Raw genomic sequence first — 16965 nt, 5'->3', positions numbered from 1 at the left:
CCGAGCTAGCATGGGTACCCAGGCACGACTTTGGACATCAGCTGAGAGACGACGGGATGGATGGGCACTGCTTGCCCCACGCACCGGCCCGCGGGGAAAGCGCCGACAATGCATGTGTGAGGGGAGAACCGCTCGCCTTCGCTGCTTCCTCACGGACGAACTCGGATGATCGTTTTCCCGCTGATCCGCCGCGTCGGATTGAAGGCGGCGACTGCCTCGTCAAGGGTCGCGATGTGGCCGATGTTTGTACGCAGTCGTCCGTCCCGTACCCGCTGGACGATCTCACCCAGTTGCGCGCGATCGGATACCAGAACAAAGTCGATCGCCAAGCCGTCGGCGGGCCGCGCTTCGGTCGGCCCGGCGATGGTTACCAACGTTCCTCCGGCTCGAACCAGGCCGGCGGACCGCTTACCGATCTCGCCCCCGATGACGTCGAAAACCAGATGGACTCCGCCGACGCCTTCGAGATCGTCGTTCTCGAGGTCGACGAACTCCTGCGCGCCGAAGTCGAGCGCTTTCTGACGGTCGGCGGCACGTCCCGTGCCGATGACGTAGGCACCGGCCTCTCGTGCGAGCTGCGTCGCCATCGAGCCGACCGCGCCGGCCGCGCCGTGGACGAGAACGCTCTGCCCCGCCTGAAGGCGACCGTGCTCGAACAGTCCCTGCCAAGCAGTCAGGCCTGGCATCGCCACGGCCGCCCCCACCGAGAACTCGACGTCGCCTGGCAGCGGTGCGAGATTGCGTGCCTCCACTGCCACATACTCAGCCAGGGTGCCGCCGCGATACGAGTCCGAGAGACCGAACACCCGTTGTCCTACCGACAGTCCGGTCGTGCCATAGCCGAGAGCGGTGACAATACCTGCCAGCTCCTGGCCGGGAATTATCGGCGACCGGTCACGGTCGAGGCGATCGGTCCAGGTCGAAGGCCACGTCAGCTCGCCCGAGGTGAATCCAGACGCATGAACCTGAACGACGACGTCATTTATCGCTGCCTGCGGCTCGGGTCGCTCCACCAGCTTCATCCCGGCCGTTCCGGCAGCCTGGTCCGTCACAACGATCGCTTTCATGGGAATGATCTCCTCTGTCATTCGTCTCATTGCTGGGTATGTTGCGGCGATAATCTGCGCTTCAATCCGGATAAAGCGGCGCCCAGGACAGCGACGATTCTCATGACACTGTTCCCTGTACTGGTGAACCGCTAGCGGTCGAGCCGTCGGACGCGCTTTTCCCGGTCCTGTCGGTGTGCGGATTGCGTGCACCGAGAAGGGTAAACAGGGTGGCCACGGCGGCAAGTCCGGCGTATCCGAGCGTGATCTGCGGAAGCGAGAGCAGGTTAGAAAGTTGCCCGGAGATGAGGCTCGGAAAGGCGGCGCCGCTGTAGCAGAGAAGGTAGATTGCGCTGAAGATTGGTGCCCGTTCGGCGAGCGTGCTGCCGTGCAGCAAGCCGCGTGTGGCGGCGCTGATGGCGATGCCCTGGCCGGCACCGGCGACCATGGTCGCGGTGATGAACAACACCAGTCTGCCGGCTAAGATTGCAGTGCTGATGCCGATCATTCCGGCCACGAAGGTGATCATACCGACGCGTTGGGCTACCGCGGATGTGAACCAGCCACCTATGGGAGCGCCGAGAACGCTGGGGGTCATATAGGCAGCGAACACTAGCCCGAGGATCAACGGGCTGCGGGTGTGGAGTTCATCTTGTACAAGCGCAGGCATGAACGCTTGGTAGAAACCCCCGCTGGCCCAAGTAGCCAGAAACACCGCCGCCGCGACAGGGAGCAGATGCCTAACCCGCGCCGGTACGCTGACCTGGGGTAACAGCGATCGCCAAGCGCCCGGAGTCGGAGTTGCTGTTTCCGGACTGATTGCGACGAGTGCAACAGACAGTAATAGGAGGCAAACGCAGACGAAATAGATGAGTTCGCGCGGCCAGGGGCCGAACTCAACAAGCGCGCCGGATGCTATGGCGCCGATAGCGACGCCGAGCATCGGTCCTTGGCTGGTGACAACGGACGCCAACCATTCCGGTCTGCTGGGTGCTGCATCGACGATGTAGGAGGTCAGGCTGCTGCCAGCCAACCCGGTGCCGAGGCCCACGAGGAGCCGACCGGCCAGCAGGGTGTCGATGTCGTGCACATTCAGCAACAGCAGACACCCCAGCAGGAGAAGACCGAGGCTAGTGATCGCAGTGACCCGGCGGCCCAGATGATTGGAAAGCCGTCCCAGTACCAACAGTGCGGTTATGGTGCCGACGGCGTACGCGACGACGGCCATCGAAATACCGGCGTTAGTGAACCCATCTTCTGTTCGGTAGGTGTTGTAAAGGGGGATCGGAGCGGCCGCAGCAGCGAATGAGACCACCAAGGAAACTACCGCTGATAAAAATGCCAGCGGGAGCATTCCGCTCCGGTGAGACTGGCTGATCACTGGTGGCAAGTTTTGCATCGAGTAGCGAATCGATCGTCTTCCAAAGAATTCGGGCGCGCAGGTCCGAGTTCTCCGGTTGGTTTGCTTCACTAGTTGGCGGTGATATCGGCGCCAAGCTGACGAGTGGCTTCATCGCTGAGAGCTGCCACAGCCGTCCTTTGGTTATTGTCGATCAGGTACTGCCATCGTCGATCCGCGCGGCGTACGACGCCGCTCGCTGAGCCTCCAACGTATTTGCGACTTAGACCTTTGCCATCAATTGACCGATCCAGCACGATCAAGGCGAAATCGCCGGCAACGTACACATGACGCGCGCTGGCCTTGAGCGGCAAACCGTGCTTGAGATCGCACTCGAGTCGGGCAGCGATTTCGGTGGTAGTAGTTCGTCCTTCACTCGTGATGAGAATGGGCTTTGGGTCACGTACTGGCATCATCGCGCTGACCTTGTCGGAGTGAAAACGCTCAAGCAGCGACGTGAGAATGTCGTCAGGTTTGGAAGCGAGCGGATTGGATCCGGACATCAGGGGTCTCCTGCTCGTGTTGGCTGAAACGATTGTCCTGGTCGTTATTCGACTGAGTGGCTGTCAAAGTCGCAGCGCGGCACGAAAGTTTCCAATAGCCAGTACTTATGGTTTCCATAGCGGGGAGAATTGTGCGGCGACAGTCCTCAATCCCGTTCTTAGATCAAGGCAAGTCGCTTAGCTGACGTCGCGACGCTACGGCCGCGCTTCGTCCCCGAGCTACCCCGTTGTTCGGAAGCCAGACCCACGAAGGCAGAGAGATCCTGCTCTCCGGACAGGTTGACGCGATTGCGATCGATGACTCCGGAGCTGTCGACGCGGTCGTCGATTGGATTGCCCCTATTAAAACGAGTGAGAACGCGCTCATCCTGAGCTCAGCAGCGCCTGGCCAGGTCGTCCAAGATCTGGCTGAACCACATAGTCAGCTGATGACGGCTCTTCTTGCGCAGATGGATTCAGCGAAGGGGATCGAGGGGGCCTTCAACAACACCCGAAACGCGGTGTGGGACCAAGGATGAATGAGCCCAAACTCGCGTCGAAAATAGCCTAGGTTCCCTTGATTTGCTGGACAGGCGCCTCTCGGTTTCATGCCCAGAAAATGCCTGTCTGCTTGTTCTTCGTCGGAATCGTTCTAAACTTGCGAGGGTCAAGAACGGGCCCCAAGTCTTGGAGTTCATCATGCAGGGCGACCCGAAAGTCATCGAGTATCTCAACAAGGCACTGCGTCACGAGCTCACGGCAGTTAATCAGTACTGGCTGCACTACCGCTTCCTGAATAATTGGGGTCTCCTAGAGATGGCTAAGGTCTGGCGCAAGGAGTCCATCGAGGAGATGGAGCACGCTGACAAGCTCACCGACCGCATCATCTTCTTCGATGGTTTCCCAAACATGCAGGTGCTCGATCCCCTGCGCATCGGCCAGAACGTCAAGGAGATTATCGAGTGCGATCTCGCCGCGGAGATGAGCGCGCGTGCCCTCTATGAGGAAGCGGCGACCTATTGCCACAGCGTAAAGGACTACGTCACGCGCGACCTCTTCGAGGAGCTGATGAGCGATGAAGAACATCACATCGACTTCCTCGAAACCCAGCTCGATCTAATCGGCCGCATCGGCCTCGAGCTCTACACGCAGAAGCACGTCGGCGGGCTCAAGACCGAAGGGCACTGAATTGCTGCGCCGTCCACGGCAATCGAAGAGTGTGGCGACGAGCAGCTGTAGCGATTGGTGCGGCTCGCGCTTCAGTTGTGCTCGATCGCACGCGACCGTGCGCTTTAGCGAGCACGACGTTCCAGCGCCGCGGATGCCGGTTCATCGGGGACTTGGTTTCGCCACCGGCAAATGATGAGTTTTCCATGATTGTCGACCGGGTCCGTGCGACGAATGGCCCCGGGGTATTCCGTCCATCCTCTCGTCAGAATTGAAACCACTTCAATTTCACGGCTTCTTTCTCCACTCATGTCTTTGCTGGTCCGCCTTGGGAGCCAGGATGAGATCAGGAACACATATCGTGGGAAATACGAGCTGATCTCCGGGCCGTAGTAATCAGAAGCGCTCTCGGCGCAATACGGTATGCTGCGTGGCAATTCAGGTTTTCGAGGTCTTATGTCTCAAGTCGACTGGTTGAGTCATCTCCTGCAAATCATCACCGTTACCGGCCAACTTGAGGTCCGCTGCGCCTACGGCGCACCATGGCGAATTATCTGGCCCAGGGCAGCGGCGAACGAGATCCCGTACCATGTCATAGTCAAGGGCCGCGCCATTTTCGAAGATCCTGATTCGAGGACGGTGCAGGAGCTTGGGAGCGGGGATATCGTGCTGCTCCCTCACGGTTCGGCGCATGTGCTGCACGACGGCAGCGGCGAAACGCCGATCAGGACGCACCAAAGCAGGGCTTCCGCAGGATGGATGTTGAGCGAGAACGATGAAGCGGGTGAGCGACTCGATCTGCTGTGCGGAAGATTTTTCGTCGTGCCACCGCATGATCGATTGGTCCGCAACTACCTGCCGGCAAACCTAGTCGTGCGGGCTCTGAAAAGCGACGGAGAACAGGACATCCCGTCGGCATCGAGTCAACTTTCTGGGCTGGTCGCTCTAATGCGAATGGAGTCCTCAGGCGACAGAGCGGGAGGACGCGCCATTCTCAACGCGCTGTCTTCGGTCCTATTCACGCTCGTTCTACGCGCCGCGAGCGAAGCCGGAAAATCCAGTGAAGGCTTGTTGGCCCTTGCTGGCCATCCGAGATTGGCACCGGCCATTACGGCGATGTTCGCTGATCCGGCGCGACCTTGGAAGCTTCCCGACCTAGCCGATCTATGCGGCATGTCACGCGCGACATTCATGCGCCAGTTTCAGGATAAGTTAGGTCGCTCCGCCCTCGACTTGTTGACCGACCTTCGCATGAGCATGGCCGCCAACGAGCTCAAGAAGCCAGGGATCAGCACCGAAGCTGTGGCTGAGACGGTCGGGTATCAATCCGTTTCGGCATTCCGGCGTGTGTTTGCGGAGAGGATGGGGATGACGCCAGGGGAATGGCGCCGACTGGCGCACAATGGCGATGAGTCTGGGTCGTCACCAGAATGATCCTTTTGAGCATCAATTTGAGCCAATAGAGGCTCGAAACGATCAAACCCAGCGGTAAATTGGCTCCGTCATCACTTGATAACGGAGCACCCCAATGAACAACACCGCTACAACCGCTGCCTATCACGAAAACACCCGCTGGCTCGCGGGCCCGCTGCCGACAAATGCCGTCATCGAAACCATACTGAGCCGCAGTGCGGCGAAGTACCATGACTCGACCGCTACCCTGAGCGATGATCAGATCCGCGACCTGGTGCGGATCGGTACTTCAGCCCCGACTTCCTTCCATCTGCAGAACTGGCGCTTCGTCGCCGTGCGCTCACCCGAAGCAAAAGCGCGGCTGCTTCCGATCGCCTGGAATCAGCCCGCGATCACCGAAGCAGCCGTGACCTTCATCATCATCGGCCAATTGGCTGATGCCAGCACCGTGCCTGCGCGCCTGGCGCCCGTCGTGGAAGCCGGAATCATGTCGGCGCATCTGGTGCCGGAATGGGAGGGGCCTGCGCGCGGCCTGTACGACGATCATCCGCAGCGCCAGCGCGATGAGGCCGTACGCTCCGCAACCTTCGGGGCCGCAGCCATCATCTATGCAGCCCGCTCGCTGGGCCTGGGGTCGACACCGATGATCGGCTTCGATGCAGAGGCCGTGCACAAAGAGTTCGGCCTGGCCGAAGACGAAGTCCCCGTCATGCTGCTGACCGTCGGGCCGGAGCGTCCTGGCAACTGGCCGCAGAAGCCGCGCCTGCCCGTGGCCGATGTGCTGCACTTCGCATAACCAACCCCGCAGTGAATCATTCAAGGAGAAATATCATGGCCAGAGCTGCTGCTCTGAAGCCGGAACACGTGCCGGCCGATTCGAAACCAACCCTCGATATCTTCACCAAGAACATCGGGTTCACGCCAAACATGATGGCGACCTTCGCGCAAAGCCCGATCGCGTTCAACGCATGGGCCGCTCTGCTCGGCTCATTGAGCAAGGCGCTCGACGTCAAGACACGCGACAGCATCGGCCTCGCCGTCTCCGAGGTGAACGGCTGCAACTACTGCCTGACGGTGCACAGCTTCACTGCGGAGCATATGGCCAAGCTACCGGCCGACGACATCATTCTCGCGCGAAAGGGTCACGCAACCGACCCGAAGCGGGATGCCGCCGTCCAGTTTGCACGCAAGATCATCGAGAGCCGTGGTCATGTCACAGACGCCGATCTGCAAGCCGTCCGCGATGCTGGCTACACGGATGCGAATATCATGGAGATCGTCGCGCTCGTGGCCATGTACTCGCTGACGAACTTCTTCAACAACGTGTTCCATCCCGACAAGGACTTCCCCGCCGTCGCACCGGCCGGGTCGATCTGAGTCTGCCAGTGGTATCAATCGCCTCCAAGGAGCTATGGAGGCGGTTGATGCAAGAGCTTCTAGCCATTTGGATCCCTCGCATGAATATCCTCCATATTGATAGCAGTCCTCGCCCGAAATCGCATAGCCGTGAGCTTTCGGCGGCGATCGTCAAGAAGCTTCTTCAGGTTGCGCCCGATGCGAGCATCAGGCGGCGTGATCTTGGAGCTGATCCTCTGCCTCACGCCACGGCTGACTACGCGGATACGCTGTCATCGCCGGCCACACTGGCGGCACCGCTGAAGGGCGCTTTGGACCTTGCCGAAACGCTCATTCGGGAAGTCGAGGCGGCTGATGTGATTGTCATTGGAACGCCAATGCACAACTTCACCATCCCTTCGGTTCTCAAAGCGTGGATCGACCAGGTCCTGCGCGTCGGCCGCACAATGGAGTCAACGCCCGTTGGGAAGGTGGGAATGCTTCCGGATCGTCCGGTTTTTATCGGCGTCGCTTCCGGCGGCGTCTTTACCGGAGAGCGAGGAAATCAGCCTGATTTTCTCACGCCCTATCTGACGCTGGCACTGAACTCTATTGGGCTAAAGACGCTGCTATTCCTTCCGCTGCAGGCCACCGCGTTTATTGAAGAGGGCCAAGCTCCGCTAGCGAGCGAGAAGGTAATTGACGCTATCGACTTGACAGTCGTGCGAGAGCTTCGAGACGTCGCTGCTTGATCAGCCGTGCTCTCGAGTATCGCCAGACCGTATCGCAATGCTCTCCGTGCTCTGGACTAAGTCGCACCGGCGGCATTCTGAGGGCCCATGGCAAGCTTGACGAGCGCCCGTTTAATCTCCGGCTCTCCCCCGCGGGACTATCAACACGAGTCTTCCGATGATTAGTACGCTTCCGCAAATCGGCGACAGGATCACCGACAAATCAGCATCGCCCGATGAAAGCACCGTTCGAGACTGGATCGGAGCAGATGGCTTCGAATACTCGGCCAAGCTGCGGTCCTGGATCGATGAATCCTACCCCGAAGTTTTCGCGCCGGATTGGCTCTACGGTGGAAAGAACCGCGGTTGGTCCCTGCGTTACAAGAAGACCAAGGCGTTCTGCCACCTGGTGCCGGAATTCCGACGAGTTTCAGCTGTGGTGGTCATGGGTAGAGCAGAGCGAGAAAAGTTTGAGGAGCGGCGCTATGTTTGGCACCCGCAATTGATCAAACTCTACGATGACGCGAAAACATACATCGACGGAAAATGGCTAACGATTGCTGTCGCATCGGCAGATGATCTGCATGATGTGACGAACCTTCTGACTATGAAGCGCCCGCAAAAGTCGCGCGGTTGAAGGTCACAGGAATGCTGGTTTGCCGGCGATAGCTCCAAGGATACGAAGAGTATATGAGTCTTTCTGCTTCAATCGGAGTCTGCCGCGCCGCCCCCGCGCCAAGCAGCAGCCCAACGCCGCCTGCCTTCACGCCCGTCGCAGGCTCCTGCAGCCGGCTGGAGGGCTCCTGGCGGCTAGGCAGACTTCGCGACCAGCATTGCCTGTTAGACGCTCACTGATTGGCTCATGCGTGCCGATACAGAATGATTGGAACGCCCGGAGCAAATTGGCTCAGGAAGTCGAAGTCCGGCTCGCACAGCGGGCCGGCGTGGCTCGTGCCAAGAAAATTGCGATGCTCGGGCGTCGACATACCCCCGCTGTGACTCGAACCCACGACCGGTCGACAGGGCGAGATGGTCGCGGGATCTGACCACCGATTGACCACCGAAACGACGGGAACAAACGGCGATAAAGGTGGTCAATCGCGAGCAACTTTCATTGTTTTTGTTGATCTTTTCGGCCGCTATTTACGTTCGGGACGCAGGGATCGTAGGTTCGAATCCTACCACTCCGACCAGTAATCATTGGGTTTTTTCTGATCGCTGGCTGGTCCCGAGTCAACCACCGATCCAAGCATCCCAGCATACCGGTCCCTTTGGCCGAGGTGGCCGCCACGCCCCGGGGCAAAGGCGTCGCGCGGGAACCCCCGCGGCCATGTCCAGGAACCCGGATCCAAGAACCCGGGAGCTTGCGAAAGCGCTTCCCCCGCGCCGCATCGGGGCGCGGCCATATTCGGACGATCCGCGTTGGCCCTAACGCCGGTCGCGAGACCGGCTTCAAGCGCCAGGTTGAGAACTTCTCCTCTGGCGTTGAACTCTGTCGTGGCGCGCGAGGTTCAATCGACGAGAGCCTGTCAGGTTACGGGAGGCCCGGATGAAGGTGGCGCTGTTATCGCTGGCACTGCTTGGGGCGGAATTGGCAATACCGGTCGCCGATCGATTCCCGAAATTGAACGTGGACGCGCTGTGCAAGGGCAGGTCGGCCGAGGACAAAGCCATGCGGATTTCCGAGGTGCAGAGCGTTGCGGATTGTATTCGCGACGAAACGGCGGCCAGGGAGAAACTCAACACGATCTGGCGAGGAGCTTCCGGTGCGGTTCGCAACCGCTGCCACAGTGAAGCGGTCGCGTTGGGCAGCCTCAGCTACCTTGATCTTCTCACCTGCATCCAAATGGCCGACGATCTCAAAAAACCAGCACCTGCCACGGCGTCCAAAGCACCGAGCAAGGACCGAAGAACGAAGTAACTGGGGCCAAGTCCCCCTTTGCGCGCTTTTACGCGATCCGCGAGTTGCTCGAATTCCGTTCGAGATCAAGCTAAATCAAGTATTGGCCGTGTAAGGTAAAGAAGAGATTCCCGGTTATCCATTAAATTATTAGTATAAATCTGGAATAAACGCAGGCGAGTACTACGTAGGCGAAGGCTGCCCGCCGAATTGGTGCGAGCACGCCGTTATTTCGTTACCGGACCATCGGGTGCCCCCAGCCGTCTTGATCATGGTCCCGCATCGGCGGATCGGTCCGTGGGGGCACCGCGCCCGGCCAAGCAAATCACGTTGGAGGCCGGGTGTGACTGCATCTTTCCGCGCGCGCTCGCGTCTTTTGCGAGCGGCTCGCTTCCCCGGGTCGGCGCCGCTGGTAACGCGATGTGGCTCCTCACGCTGAAATCACGCTGGTCTGCGCATGATCCCGCATTGAGGGTATTTTTGCCGTTTGATGCAGGGGGAAAGAAGACAAAAAATGAGTGCTGAGTCGGTCATTTACTATTTGAACCGTCAGCCGGAAGAGGATCCGGTCGAGGAAACGGAGTGGCTTTTTTCGGCTTTGGGGCAATACACCGGTGCGGAACTGCGTGAGCTGCTTTATGTCGCGCAGGAGCCGGATTTCTTTGAACTGATGCGCGGACTGTTTGGGCTCTCCGATGGCAGTCGGGCTGCTCTACAGTCTTTCCTGACCGCGACCGATCCCCGCTCCACCAGGGTGACGATCGACGCCGACGGCAGATGCATCCTTCATCGCGACACGCTCGAGCCAAAGGCGAAACCGCCGCTCAAGATCGTCTCCTAAAGAAGCACGATAAGATCAGGTTGAACCGTTATCGCGCTTCTGAGGTTCTTGTTTGACCACGATTTTTCGGAAGAGCCGCCGCACATTTTGCGCTAACGCGGCGGCTTCGGGTCCGGATCATGCCCGAGGCCCGCAATAGCGCTTCGGCTCCATCCATGTCCCTTGGAGTGTGATGCGTTCGCGTTTGTCGGATTTTTGTTTCGCCTTGCGCTGACGCCGCTGCCTGTTCGAGAGGAACGGCCTGCAGTGCTCAGGCCGTGGCGCGCAACGGCGTCCTTTGCTTTGGTTCGCTGGCGGGGAAGAACTCGCCGATCCAATTGGCGCGCATGGCTTCGATGTGCCAGGCCATCGCTTCAGCCGAGGCCGGCGCGGGGTCGGGAATGTCCTTGCGGATCTCCCTGCCATCCAGCCAGCCGCAGCTATGCGAATAGCGCGTCTTGCAGATGAGACGGATATCGTCCCGTTGCTGTAATACCGCGTAGCCGTCGGCAGGAAAGAAGGTGCCGGCGAGTTCGATCGGCGTAGGTAGCTGGCGCACCAGCAGAAAGGTGGAGGTGTCTTCCTTCTCGGATTCCGACGCCAGCACCCCAACCATGGTGTGAACCGGCCTGATCACCTCCGGCGCGTGGTGGCCGCCGGGATCCAGGCTGGTTCCGGTGGTGGCGATCGACAGATATTCGCCTTCCGGTCCCCACCGGCAGGCAATCAGCCACTCGCGGCTGCGGCTTCGGATCAGGGTTGGCTTTGCGTAGTCCGACCGGGCAATATCGGCAGCCAAGGCGATGGCGAAGGCTTTTGCGGGCATACGTTCCTCCGAAGCACGAACAAAGACGAGCGCCATCGCAAGAGTCTTCGCCTGCCGTGAGACTACCGTGAGCGAGCGCCAATGACCGATGTGTTTACAAGCGCCGCCTTGTCGCTGGAGGGAAAACAACCAGAAGGCGAGCTTGGCCGTCCGGCACAGGGTTTGTTGGAAGCGCTCGGCTACGCGCCCCCAGGGGCGGCCGGCGCGGCGGATATTGACGCCGAGACGCGCCATCGCGCCCGTCTGCTCCGAACGGCCTCGCGCGCTGTCCGGATTTTTGAGCTGAGCGCGCCCGACGCGCCCGGTCTCGTCACCCTGGGCGCGGAATTCGATCCTGGCCTGGCCGATCCTTTGCACCAGGGTAGCCCTGTGATCGGCGTCTCCGGCGTGGGCTTGTCACTGCAGCAGGCGTTTGAAAGGTGCATCGGCGAAGCGATCGAATATCTCTCGCAGCTCCAGACCAGCAATGACGCGCTGCTCCAATCCGGTCGCGGCGAGCACATCGACTCGCTCGATCCGCAGAGCCGAAGCCTGGTCGCAACCCGCACTGACGCGGATGCGGAGCTTTCCTGGCATCCGGCAAAGCGGCTCGGCGACGGCAGCGAGATCTGGCTGCCCGCAGATTTGTGCTTGCGCCGACCGCCGGCGCGGCAGGATTTCGTGCCGCCATTTCCGCTGAGCATCGGATCGGCCGCCGGCACCTCCTGGGAGGGGGCGGCGCTGCATGGCCTGCTGGAATTGATCGAGCGTGACGCGGCGAGCCTCTGGTGGCGTGGCGGAAGCCGCGGCCGCGCCGTCCCGCCGCAGCACACAGCCGAGATTGAAGCGCTGCTAGGGCAACTCCGTCCGACCGGCGCAACGTCGCGACGCACCTGGCTCTTGGACATCACGACGGACATCGGCATTCCCGTGGTCGCTGCAGTTTCATGCCGGCGGGATGGATTTGGCTTTGCCTTCGGGCTCGCCGCGCGGCCGACGCTAGCTGCCGCGATCCGCCCCGCGATTTTCGAGATGTGCCAGGTCGAACTCGCCGCTGTCGTCGTTGACGCCAAGCGAAGAGAGCGCGGAGACGCCGGGCTCAATGCCAGGGATCTCATCCATCTGCAGCGCGCCACGGCAATCAATGCGGACCAATGCATATTGCTGCAGCCAATTGCCGCGCATGCGGAACATATCGGAATTGACGGAAGCACTCCGCGTGCCGCCCTGGCGGCGATTGCCCGGCACCTCCAAGCGCGCGCGATCGAAGCATATTGCCTTGATTTGACGCGTTCGCTGTTCTCGGTGCCGGTGGCCCGTATCATTGCGCCTTCGCTCCAGCTCGAACCGTCGGAAATCGTCACGCCGCGGCTTGCGGAAACGATTGCACGGACCGGCGGCGGCGCTGCTTATACTGGCGGCATTCCTTTGCTATAGTTTGGGCGGCATGCGCGGCATGACGAGAAATGCGTGATGGAAGGTACGGCTAGTCTCCCGAATACGCGGGAATTGGCTGGCGCGGCGGACGGCGCACCACGCCTGTCCGTTTCGCTGGTCGGACGCTGCGCCATTCGCTTGAACGGACGGCCGATCGAGTTGCGGACTCGCAAGGCGGCCGCCGTGCTCGGTTATCTTGCCTTATGCGAGACGAAGCAGGAGAGCCGGGAACGCCTGGTCGGGCTGTTGTGGAGCCGGTCGGATGAAGAAAAGGCCCGCGCCTCGCTGCGCCAGGTGGTCCGCGAATTGCGATCCATCCTCGAGGAGGCCGGATTTGCCGGCTTCGCGGCAGGCCGCCTCTCCATCGGCATCGAACCGGAACAACTCGACATCGATATCGAGAGCGTGCTGCGGCTTGCCGAAGAGGGGCGGGTGCATCCGCTGCTTCTCGATATCTCGCGGCTCGATGAAAGGCTGCTCGAGGGGATGGACGACCTCGACCCATCGTTTCGGGTCTGGGTGCTCGCCAAGCGTCAGACCGTCCATGAGCGGCTGATGCGCAGCCTCAGTGCGGCATTCGCGGCGGAAAATCTCACGGCGGAGGCGAGGAAAGACGTCGCGTCCGCCATCGTCAATCTCGACCCGACCCATGAGCAGGCCTGCTGCCATCTGATGCAGGCGCATGCCGAAGAAGGAGACGTCGCGGGCGCGCTCCGCATCTACAAAGCTCTGTGGGATCTGCTCGATCGCGACTACGGCATGGAGCCGTCGAGGCCGACGCAGGAGCTTGTCGCGAGCATCAAGCTCGGTGCGTTCGAGCGGGTGGGCGTCGATCAGGCCCCCCACCGCGAAGGCGGGCAGCTTGTCCGCTCGATTGAGCGACCGGCAAGCCGGCCTGCCGTTTCGTCATTTCCGGCAGTCAATGCGCTTCCGAAAGCTCGCCTCGTGCTGCGTCCGTTCGGCATGCACGGCGTCGATGCCGATCACGCCCATCTCGTGCAGGGATTCAGCCTGCACCTTGCCGCCTCGCTGGTGCGTTTCCGCGAATGGAGCGTCGTCGATCGCCCGCCGGCCGCCGTTGTCGTCCCCAAATCCGACTCGGCGCCGCAATACAGCATCGAGACCACCGCCTATCAGGCCGGCAATGAAGTCAACATCGTGATGGTGCTCAAGGACGATGCCAGCGGCCTCTTCGTCTGGAGCGAGAGCTTTCGCTTAAGTCTTGGCAACTGGTTCGAGGCGCAGCAGCGCATTATCCGCCGCATCGCGGCCGCGTTGAACGTGCAGTTGTCCGCCGAACGGCTGAAACGGCTCGCCGGCGAGCCCGACGTGTCGCTCGACATCTACGACCGCTGGCTCCGCGGGCAAAATCTCATCGCGAAATTCGACTCCGAAAGCTGGCATCGCGCCGTCGCCATCTTTCGCGACGGCATCCGCGAGAGCCCGTCCTTTTCGCCCTGCTACTCCAGCCTCGTGCAGATGAACAACATCGAGCATTTCGTCCATCCTGGCGTCTTCCGGGATATCGAGAAGGCGAAGACCACTCTCGAGCTCGCGAAGATCGCGGTCCAGCTCGATCCCGTCGACTCCAGGGCGCATCTGTGCTGCGGCTGGTCTTATGCGATGGCGCTGCGCGAGGCCGAGGCGGCGCCGCATATGGAGCTCGCCTGCGAGCTGAACGACAACGATCCCTGGACGTTACTGTCGGCCGCGCATTATTGGGCTTTTTGCGGCTCGATCGAGGAGGCCCGGCTGCGCGCCGACCAGGCGCTTTCGCTTTCTCCGGTGCCGTCCTATCTCGAATGGGCGTACCACAGCATCATCGGTTTCCTCTGCGGCGATTATGCCGCCGCGGTGGAGGCCAGCGATCGCGCCAATGATGTCGTCAAGATTCTGCTTGCGTGGCGGGCGGCGGCGCTCTTCCATCTCGGGCGGCCGGACCTCGCCCGGGAAGCGGCAACGCGCTTTCTGAACGGCATACGTTCGTTCTGGGTTGGGCCCGTTGCACCAACGGACGAAGCCATTGCACGCTGGGTGCTGCAGGCCCATCCGATCAGCATATCTGCACGATGGGAAGCCCTGCGCGACGGGCTCGGTGGCGCCGGGCTTCCTGTCAAAGGCATCGTCCAACTGGCCGCGTGAGTTGGGCTTTCAGGCGCACAGGCTCATCGTGTAATCGCCGATGCGCTCGGCGTGCACCTTGAACTTTTCGCTTTCGGGGATCACCGGATCAACGCCGTTGAAGAGGCGCTTGTAGAACGGCGGAATCGGGTAGGTGGATCCCGGCTCGCTGAGCATTGCCTCGGAATCCTCGATCATGACTTTGGGCGGCAATTTCAACAGCAGGGTCTCCTGGTCCGAGGTCACGAACTGGATGTGCTTGAAGCGCTCCGGCACCGTCGCAAACACCTGAGCCTTGGCGAGTTGCTCCTTGAATTCCTCGACCGTGGTGGGCACGGGGTATTCATTGTCGTCCTCGAGATAATTCTTGCCCGTCGACCAGGTCTTCACCAGCTTCCCCCACCGCTCGTGATTGGTGATTTGCAGCCTTTCGATCCGCATCTTTGCTCCTCCTGCTTTTAAGTGAATCGGAACAATTCCGTTCACAGAAATGCGGGCACGGCGTGCTCGAGGCCGGCAATGCCGGCGGTAAACTCCACGAGCTGCGCCATGCTTTGAATCTCGGGGATTTCCGAAAAAACGTTCCTTACGTAGTAGCGTCTGGAAAAATGGGCGAGCTGATCGGTCAGTGCGTCGTGTTCGCATCCGAGCGAGCCTCGTGCGCCTGCGAGCGCGGCAAAGACGACTTCCGAGACGATGATCGAGCCGAGCCGGCCGAGACAAAAACCCTCCTGCGGCTCCTGCATCGCTTCGAACAGGACGAAAAACGGCAGCGGCGGATCGCTCGCGAGCGTATCGATGTCCTCTGGCCTCAACGCTCCATAAGCGGGTGCGGCCGCTAACCACTCCCGGAGCTGGCTTTTTCGGTAAGTTTGATCGGAAAGCAGCCGCGACGGGTTGACGAAATGCGGCCTCCTGGCCGCGATCTCCGCAACCAAGGCGTCGACCGACCACAGGCCTGCAAGCGATGCGCCCAAGAGGTCGCGATAGAGGAGGCCGACGCGATCGGTTTCGTCGAAGGATGAAAATATCTGATCGTGGCCCAGCGCATCGCTGAGATAGGGTCCGATGCGCCTGCTGAAATTCGGTCTCGACCCGCGGATCTCGAAGAAGCGGGACCATTGCACCATCCACGTTTCGTCGAGCGGCATGTTGACCGGATCGTTCGTGGAGGTCTTTTCCAGCGTGTTGTTGAGATCGTGGGTCGAGAGATCGTTGATGCGATATTCGGGGCGCACCATGGCATGGCCGAAGCGAAATGCGCCATGCGAAAACTCCAGCGGAATTCGCCAGTCGTCTTCGCCGTGGCTTTGATCCATCAAGGGCGGGACCTCGCTCGAATAGGCAGCGTAGATCTCCGGATGGATGACGCGCCGCATCAGGTCATTGCGGACGATGTTGTGGTAGATCGCGATCAGTGCATCGCGCGCGCACAGGAAGCGCTTGAAGGCCGCGGCGAAGCGGCCGTTCGCTTCGCTTACGGGCTCACCGCGGCGGGCAAGATCAACCAGGCCGTTGTGCAGCGTTGCCAACAGCGCCGTCAACTGTGAGATGATGGCATGGTCGTCGTTGCGTGCATCGGCGAGCACCGTGTCGGTCAGCGCCGCGCGTCCGCGAACGTTGCGTTCAATGCCCGTCAGATTTTCGGCGTATGTGCGTGCGATGTCGCGAAACGGACAGCCGGTTTGGCCGTTTGCCTCCTTCCAGCGCATACGCCCGAGCCGGAGCTTGGTTCGCCGGTCGTCGCTCGGCGCATCGAGCGCGTAGAGATGCGGCGATCCGACCGGGCCATGGCCGTAAAGGCTTTCGAGCAGGAGCGGGGCGCGCCGGGCATTCGCAACGGCGCTGCCGAGTTCGCCCACGATGGACAGCGGCATCGTGGAGTGAACCAGATCGTGCGCCACAAATTGCAGCAGGTAGGTGTAGCCGGACGGGATCGAGGGATTTTCCCAACGCGCGATCGAGCCGTCGGCGTGCGCCGGCCAGCGTATTTCGGCATCCATGCGCCGCGACAGGCGGTTCATCAACGCCCGCACGCGCGGCAGATGTTCCGGCGAATTAAGTGGATCGATACCGAAGACGCGGAAGCGCTGTGACGGTTGCGGATTGCCGAGGAAGTGACGGAAACCCGGAGCTGCATCGCTTGGTGTGATGTTGCCGGCTCGCGCGATACTGCAAGCCCGGCGAGATGCATCAGCGCTGCGTGCGGCCATCTGAGGTTTCTCATCTTGCGTTTCGGTCACAAGACTGATGAGCTTGCCGTGAAATTATCGTGATCTGGTGATGACATTGGATGTCGTCGCCATCGC

Annotated in this window: 17 protein-coding genes; 11 read left to right on the top strand and 6 right to left on the bottom strand. The window is 60.8% G+C overall.

All coding sequences use genetic code 11. The annotated features are described in order from the left end of the window. Positions 1-149: 149 nt before the first annotated feature. The 3 genes from P6U23_RS31635 to P6U23_RS31625 form a co-directional block, all read right to left on the bottom strand. Positions 150-1067: an NADP-dependent oxidoreductase gene (locus tag P6U23_RS31635; RefSeq protein ID WP_407176286.1), complete on the bottom strand. Its 918-nt coding sequence runs from the start codon at positions 1065-1067 to the stop codon at positions 150-152. A 100-nt stretch (positions 1068-1167) separates the two neighbouring features. Then, positions 1168-2445, bottom strand: coding sequence for an MFS transporter (locus P6U23_RS31630; RefSeq protein WP_407176285.1), 1278 nt, complete (start codon positions 2443-2445; stop codon positions 1168-1170). 71 nt (positions 2446-2516) lie between these two features. Beyond that, positions 2517-2948, bottom strand: a complete 432-nt coding sequence (locus tag P6U23_RS31625) for a hypothetical protein (RefSeq protein WP_407176284.1) — start codon at positions 2946-2948, stop codon at positions 2517-2519. Positions 2949-3175: 227 nt separating this feature from the next. Here P6U23_RS31625 and P6U23_RS31620 point away from each other — a divergent pair, with 227 nt between their 5' ends. From P6U23_RS31620 to P6U23_RS31580, 9 genes are all read left to right on the top strand, one after another. After that, positions 3176-3466, top strand: coding sequence for a hypothetical protein (locus P6U23_RS31620; RefSeq protein ID WP_407176283.1), 291 nt, complete (start codon positions 3176-3178; stop codon positions 3464-3466). A 160-nt stretch (positions 3467-3626) separates the two neighbouring features. Then, the gene (gene bfr / locus P6U23_RS31615; protein ID WP_407176282.1) at positions 3627-4115 is read left to right on the top strand and encodes a bacterioferritin; all 489 of its coding nucleotides are present in this window, start codon (positions 3627-3629) and stop codon (positions 4113-4115) included. Positions 4116-4550: 435 nt separating this feature from the next. Beyond that, positions 4551-5528 carry an AraC family transcriptional regulator gene (locus P6U23_RS31610; RefSeq protein ID WP_407176281.1) on the top strand — a complete coding sequence of 326 codons (978 nt, stop codon included), beginning with the start codon at positions 4551-4553 and terminating at the stop codon, positions 5526-5528. A 94-nt stretch (positions 5529-5622) separates the two neighbouring features. After that, positions 5623-6303, top strand: a complete 681-nt coding sequence (locus tag P6U23_RS31605) for a nitroreductase family protein (RefSeq protein WP_407176280.1) — start codon at positions 5623-5625, stop codon at positions 6301-6303. Between the two features lie 35 nt (positions 6304-6338). Beyond that, entirely contained in the window at positions 6339-6884 is a 546-nt protein-coding gene (locus P6U23_RS31600; RefSeq protein WP_407176279.1) for a carboxymuconolactone decarboxylase family protein, read from the top strand. 47 nt (positions 6885-6931) lie between these two features. Next, complete coding sequence (locus tag P6U23_RS31595) at positions 6932-7594, top strand: FMN-dependent NADH-azoreductase (protein ID WP_407176278.1); 663 nt, start codon at positions 6932-6934, stop codon at positions 7592-7594. 157 nt (positions 7595-7751) lie between these two features. Further along, positions 7752-8210, top strand: a complete 459-nt coding sequence (locus tag P6U23_RS31590) for a DUF3788 domain-containing protein (protein WP_407176277.1) — start codon at positions 7752-7754, stop codon at positions 8208-8210. Between the two features lie 912 nt (positions 8211-9122). Further along, positions 9123-9494, top strand: a complete 372-nt coding sequence (locus tag P6U23_RS31585; protein ID WP_407176276.1) for a hypothetical protein — start codon at positions 9123-9125, stop codon at positions 9492-9494. Positions 9495-9960: 466 nt separating this feature from the next. Further along, on the top strand, positions 9961-10314 hold the full coding sequence (locus tag P6U23_RS31580) for a hypothetical protein (RefSeq protein ID WP_407176275.1): 354 nt from the start codon (positions 9961-9963) through the stop codon (positions 10312-10314). 250 nt (positions 10315-10564) lie between these two features. On the opposite strand, the gene P6U23_RS31575 is transcribed toward P6U23_RS31580, so the two are convergent. Continuing rightward, positions 10565-11119 carry a hypothetical protein gene (locus P6U23_RS31575; RefSeq protein WP_407176274.1) on the bottom strand — a complete coding sequence of 185 codons (555 nt, stop codon included), beginning with the start codon at positions 11117-11119 and terminating at the stop codon, positions 10565-10567. 81 nt (positions 11120-11200) lie between these two features. On the opposite strand from P6U23_RS31575, the gene P6U23_RS31570 reads away from it, so the two are divergent. Then, positions 11201-12535 (top strand): YcaO-like family protein, encoded by a 1335-nt coding sequence (locus P6U23_RS31570; RefSeq protein WP_407176273.1) that lies wholly within the window; start codon positions 11201-11203, stop codon positions 12533-12535. Between the two features lie 36 nt (positions 12536-12571). After that, a complete protein-coding gene (locus P6U23_RS31565) occupies positions 12572-14677 on the top strand; it encodes a BTAD domain-containing putative transcriptional regulator (protein ID WP_407176272.1) in 2106 nt (701 codons plus the stop codon). Positions 14678-14686: 9 nt separating this feature from the next. Here P6U23_RS31565 and P6U23_RS31560 read toward each other — a convergent pair whose 3' ends face one another. Together P6U23_RS31560 and P6U23_RS31555 are read right to left on the bottom strand one after the other, a co-directional pair. Beyond that, the gene (locus tag P6U23_RS31560; RefSeq protein WP_024508196.1) at positions 14687-15097 is read right to left on the bottom strand and encodes a hypothetical protein; all 411 of its coding nucleotides are present in this window, start codon (positions 15095-15097) and stop codon (positions 14687-14689) included. Positions 15098-15138: 41 nt separating this feature from the next. Next, positions 15139-16869, bottom strand: a complete 1731-nt coding sequence (locus P6U23_RS31555) for a peroxidase family protein (RefSeq protein ID WP_407176271.1) — start codon at positions 16867-16869, stop codon at positions 15139-15141. Positions 16870-16965 lie beyond the last annotated feature (96 nt).

It is taken from the genome of Bradyrhizobium sp. STM 3562 (genome assembly GCF_045571435.1).
GTDB lineage: Bacteria > Pseudomonadota > Alphaproteobacteria > Rhizobiales > Xanthobacteraceae > Bradyrhizobium.
The sequence above is the reverse complement of the archived record's forward strand: the minus strand, read 5'-3'. Positions and strand labels throughout refer to the sequence as shown.